This is a genomic window from Nonomuraea sp. NPDC003214, from assembly GCF_053590035.1.
In genome coordinates this window covers 1-4244 of record NZ_JBSFSX010000040.1, presented here as the reverse complement: position 1 = coordinate 4244, position 4244 = coordinate 1, and the positions used below count along the sequence as shown (strand labels likewise).

Annotated in this window: 5 protein-coding genes; 4 read left to right on the top strand and 1 reads right to left on the bottom strand. The window is 63.5% G+C overall.

Features of this window, described 5'->3' with window-relative positions:
• Positions 1 to 485 precede the first annotated feature (485 nt).
• The 4 genes from ACWDXC_RS45180 (at position 486) to ACWDXC_RS45165 (ending at position 3193) form a co-directional block, all read left to right on the top strand.
• A complete protein-coding gene (locus ACWDXC_RS45180; RefSeq protein WP_449993240.1) occupies positions 486 to 773 on the top strand; it encodes a hypothetical protein in 288 nt (95 codons plus the stop codon).
• 323 nt (positions 774 to 1096) lie between these two features.
• A complete protein-coding gene (locus tag ACWDXC_RS45175; RefSeq protein ID WP_449993238.1) occupies positions 1097 to 1348 on the top strand; it encodes a hypothetical protein in 252 nt (83 codons plus the stop codon).
• Between the two features lie 322 nt (positions 1349 to 1670).
• Positions 1671 to 2480 carry an inositol monophosphatase family protein gene (locus ACWDXC_RS45170; protein WP_449993236.1) on the top strand — a complete coding sequence of 270 codons (810 nt, stop codon included), beginning with the start codon at positions 1671 to 1673 and terminating at the stop codon, positions 2478 to 2480.
• A gap of 410 nt (positions 2481 to 2890) precedes the next feature.
• Entirely contained in the window at positions 2891 to 3193 is a 303-nt protein-coding gene (locus ACWDXC_RS45165) for a DUF6980 family protein (protein WP_449993241.1), read from the top strand.
• A gap of 5 nt (positions 3194 to 3198) precedes the next feature.
• Here ACWDXC_RS45165 and ACWDXC_RS45160 read toward each other — a convergent pair whose 3' ends face one another.
• Positions 3199 to 3417 (bottom strand): hypothetical protein, encoded by a 219-nt coding sequence (locus ACWDXC_RS45160; RefSeq protein WP_449993235.1) that lies wholly within the window; start codon positions 3415 to 3417, stop codon positions 3199 to 3201.
• Positions 3418 to 4244: the final 827 nt, after the last annotated feature.

The following is a 4244-nucleotide window of genomic DNA, read 5'->3' as shown; positions in this document are numbered from 1 at the left end:
TCTACCAGGGGTTTCGCCATGTCAGCAGGCGAACGTGAACCTTGCGATCATGCTGTGATCAGCAGCCCGCCGCCGGGGATGAAAACGGCTCAGTGTTCGACCCCAGCGCTGGTAAACGTCAAAGCCACGCCTCCGGCGGGGACGCTCCAGCTCCGGGATGATCGCCACGCGTCACGCCGGGCTCGTAGGCGGCTGAGGCGGAAGCCCGATCATCCCACCCACCATCGACCCGGGACTATTTGTACTGACCACAGAGGTTAGGTACGGGACGACACGACCTGAACGTTTCTTGTGAACAGGTGAGGACCTTCGGCTCGGTGTGGATTGCGACATCTGCACCCGAACCAGAAAGCCCTTATGCCCCGCCGTAACGCCCCGCTGACCGAACGCTTCGGACTGCGCTACTTCGCGCTCACGAACCGCGATATCGGCTACCTGCTCCGGCTTGTCCGTCGGTACGCAGGGTCTGTCAGACCCGCATCGGCGTGGCCGTCGGCCTCAGCCAGGGCAAGGTCAGCGGAATCATGAACGACGCCGTCCAGGTCACCTCGTTCGAGGTCTTCGAGTGCATCGCCGAAGGGCTGAGCCTGCCCGACTCCGCCCGTATGACGCTGGCCTGGCCCCGCGTCATCATTGCATTGGCGCTCCGATCTCGTCAGCACCCATCCCGCCGTGCGGTGGAACACCAGCAAGCGGCCTGCTTAGCGTGGAACAGGTTGAACTTGGTGCCAGCCCGCGCCGGAGCGCTGGCGCAACCGGCGTTGGCGTGCTGACGCTGGCCTGGATCGTGGGAAGGCGGGACACACACGTGGGTCGCCGAACCATGCTCTGGCCGAGATTGGGCCGTGTTGCTGAAGGAGGCCGGTGAGCCGGAGGCACCCCAGACCTCGCCGTCGAGCGGCGCCATTCCCAGTACGGGCCGCACCTCCCGCCTGCGATGGTGCAGCCGCGTGGCGTCCATCTCGCTGCATAAACTGTTGGCTCGTGTCCTGGCTGTGAGGTCAACGTACACACGCGACGGTTTCCCGTTCGACCGAAGGATTGAGCCGTGCCCGACCGACCTGAGATTGTCTGCATCTGCGGCTCTATTCGGTTCGTGAACGAGATGCGTGCGGCGAACCGTGATCTGACCCTCGCCGGTGTCATCGTCGTCGCGCCAGGCGAAGCAGATGTGTTGATCACTACCGAGCAGAAGACCGCGCTGGACGCCCTCCACCTGCGCAAGATCGATCTGGCTGACCGGGTTCTGGTCGTCAACCCAGGCGGGTACATCGGCGAATCCACGAGCAGAGAGATCGCATATGCCCGCGCCACCGGCAAGCCGATCTCGTTCACTGACCCCGTCTGACCGGTAGCCGCTTCGTGGCGCGCGGGCAACGAGTGTTGGTCAGCCTCGGAGCGTGCTATTGGGGTCTTCGAAGTTGTCCGGCGCAGCCTGGTGATCTCTGACGAGGTGTGGGACGTGCTCGGGCCTCTGTTTCCCTCTGCGAAGGCTGCGGGCCGTCCGCCGGTAGACCGACGCACAGCGGTTTCGCTCCTTTCGCTCAACCTGCCGCCGGCGCGCGGAGTCGATTCACCTACCTTTGGGGTCACGGACAACACCGCCGGAGAGAGGTGCTGCCCATCCTCGGCCAGGTGTTCAGGGATATTCGGGAGTGGAGCAAGCCTGTATGACCATCGACGCCCGAACTCTTCTTCTCATCGCCGAACGAGCTGTGTCGATCGCCAGTGAGATCATCCGTACCAAGGCTCCTGGCGTCATCACGGCCAAGGGAGACCGGGACATGGCGACGGAGGTGGACTTCGCCGTGGAGCAGGCCGTACGGGAGTTCCTGTCCCGCGAGACGCCTGAGATCGGATTTCTGGGCGAGGAGGAAGGCGTCAGCCACCTGGGCGACGGTCTTTTGTGGGCGCTGGACCCCGTGGACGGAACCGCCAACTTCCTGCACGGCATCCCGCTCTGCGGCGTCTCCCTCGGGCTGATCGACAAGGACACGCCCAGACTCGGAGTGATCGACCTACCGGTCCTCAACCTCCGCTACTCGGCTGCCGAAGAGGCCGGGGCTTTCGCCAACGGATCCGAGATCCGAGTGAGCGATGCCCGCGAACTGCAGACCGCGATCGTGGCGATCGGCGACTACGCCGTAGGGGAGAACGCCGACGAGCGCAACCGGCCCCGCCTCGCCCTGACCCAAGAACTCGCCGCTCGCGTCCAGCGCATCAGGATGTTCGGCTCGGCCGCGATCGATCTCGCATGGGTCGCGGACGGCAGGATCGACGCGAACATCATGCTCAGCAACAACCCCTGGGACACCGCAGCAGGGGTCATCATCGCCCGAGAGGCCGGAGCGACGGTGGTCGATCTCGACGGCAGCCCGCACAGCATGACCGCCCACGCGACCATCGCAGCAAGTCCCAAGCTTGTAACCGATCTTGTGAAACTCATTGCCGAGATCCGCCAGGCAATCGTGTGCGACTGAGGGTAGCCGAATAGCTCTTGTAGGTATCAGGTGGCGGCGCGCCGCCTGGGCAGGCGCTGTCGCTCTGGGACGATCGTCGAGGACGCGCCTACCACCGCGAGCCAGTAGCTGAGTGACTGCTCTGGCGCGCCTCTGTATGAGAACACCAGCTCGTGGGGTGAGCACCGGCCATTAGCGGGCTATCAAGAGGGTTACGAGCGGTTCATCACGGTCACTCGGGACCGGCTCGCTGCCCAGGTCAGCGCCCTCGTGGGCCGTGGTCGATGCAGTTCCCAAGCTGAAGCGCGAATTCGATTGCCGTCACCCGCTTCACATACAGAAGGCCCAGGTAGACAGAAGTATTCGGCGCCTGGGCTTTGATTTTGTCCAGGACTGCTGATCTCTACGTGCCATAAGGTGGAGAGGTGTCCATGGTCGAGCACTGCTGCGAGTCGATGGTTCGCCAGGTGACTTGGAAGTGTGATCAACATCCGGAACCGTCCGACTGTCCAGGCATGCTCATCAGATTCAATGAGCAGTTCGCCGAGTACGGCCTGCTCGTCCATGACGGCGGCAGTTCCTCCGTCACCATCTCATTCTGTCCCTGGTGCGGGATGCGCCTCCCCGACTCTCAGCGGGACCGATGGTTCGATGCGCTGGAAGCGTTGGGGATCGAGCCGGGAGATGGCGAGATACCGGTTGACTATCAAGACGGGCGCTGGCTGCAGTCCTGATCTCGCTAGCTCGTCCGCCTATCTGCCACCAGGGTGGGCGGGGTCGTAAAACTGCCTTCGCTCTTCCGGTATCCGATCGCATGCTCGGATGCTTCGGTGATCAGCTTGTCGGCTCCACGGGCGGCATATTGGTAGATCGTTGCGGCGCGGACGTTGTCGTGTTCCACGCGCGCCGTGAAATCCTTGAGGTCCACGCCCGCGTCCGTCGCGATCACGTTTCCCATGCGACAGAGATCATGGACATGTAGGCCGAAACGCCCATCGTCCCGTACGGCCTCCACTTATCCGGAAAGCTTGCTGAACCGCTCCGGATCAGGGAATGCGGCAGTCCGCGCCGCCGTGCGCCCCGCGCGTCCGCACGCTGCGTGTGCGGCATTAGGGCCGTTCTCACGCGTGAAGCGCCCGGGCTGCGTTCGGTTGAGCACTGCCTAAGCCTCAAGTATTTTCCAGTCCTCGGCCCACCAGCCATCACCGCTGGTGTCCTGCACTACCGACACGATCACGTCATCGACAATCTCAATGACAACCATCTCCCACAGGCTGCCGCTGAAGTCGTGCGTGCGGCAGTGCCTACACCCTTCCAGGACGCCCTGAGCAAGTGCACGGTGATGGCCGCGTTCACCTACTACGGCCCGTATGTGCGCCCACCTCGTAGTCGATAAGGTTTGTCGCCCCAAACCAGAACTGAGCCGTCCAGATGCCAGTTACTCCGCAGTTCGGGCAAGTGAGCGGCTCAGGAAGCTTCACTCTGTTGAACAACCCCATAGCTCATGCTCCATGAGCTTTCTGGCCCGCCAATCTATTTCGCCTCCGGCGGGGGCACTCCGGCTCCGGGTGATCGCTGCGCGAGGGCCGAGGGTCCGCTATTGGTTGCGGTGGGAGCCCGCCCGATCATCCGGCGCCATCGACCCGGGACCGAACAGGCCAGGGCCATGGGGACAAGGCCGTTCCTCTGGTTGAATCGCCCCGGGTTCGGTGGAGACTTGATCTCTTGAGAGGATCGAGTCCATGCCAGGTAAGTCTCCCTACCCCGCCGAGCTGCGCCGCCGAG

Excerpts from the sequence above, each read along its gene's own strand:
- ACWDXC_RS45170 (WP_449993236.1), top strand. The coding sequence starts at position 1,671 with ATGACCATCGACGCCCGAACTCTTCTTCTCATCGCCGAACGAGCTGTG.
- ACWDXC_RS45165 (WP_449993241.1), top strand. The coding sequence starts at position 2,891 with ATGGTCGAGCACTGCTGCGAGTCGATGGTTCGCCAGGTGACTTGGAAG.
- ACWDXC_RS45160 (WP_449993235.1), bottom strand. The coding sequence starts at position 3,417 with ATGGGAAACGTGATCGCGACGGACGCGGGCGTGGACCTCAAGGATTTC.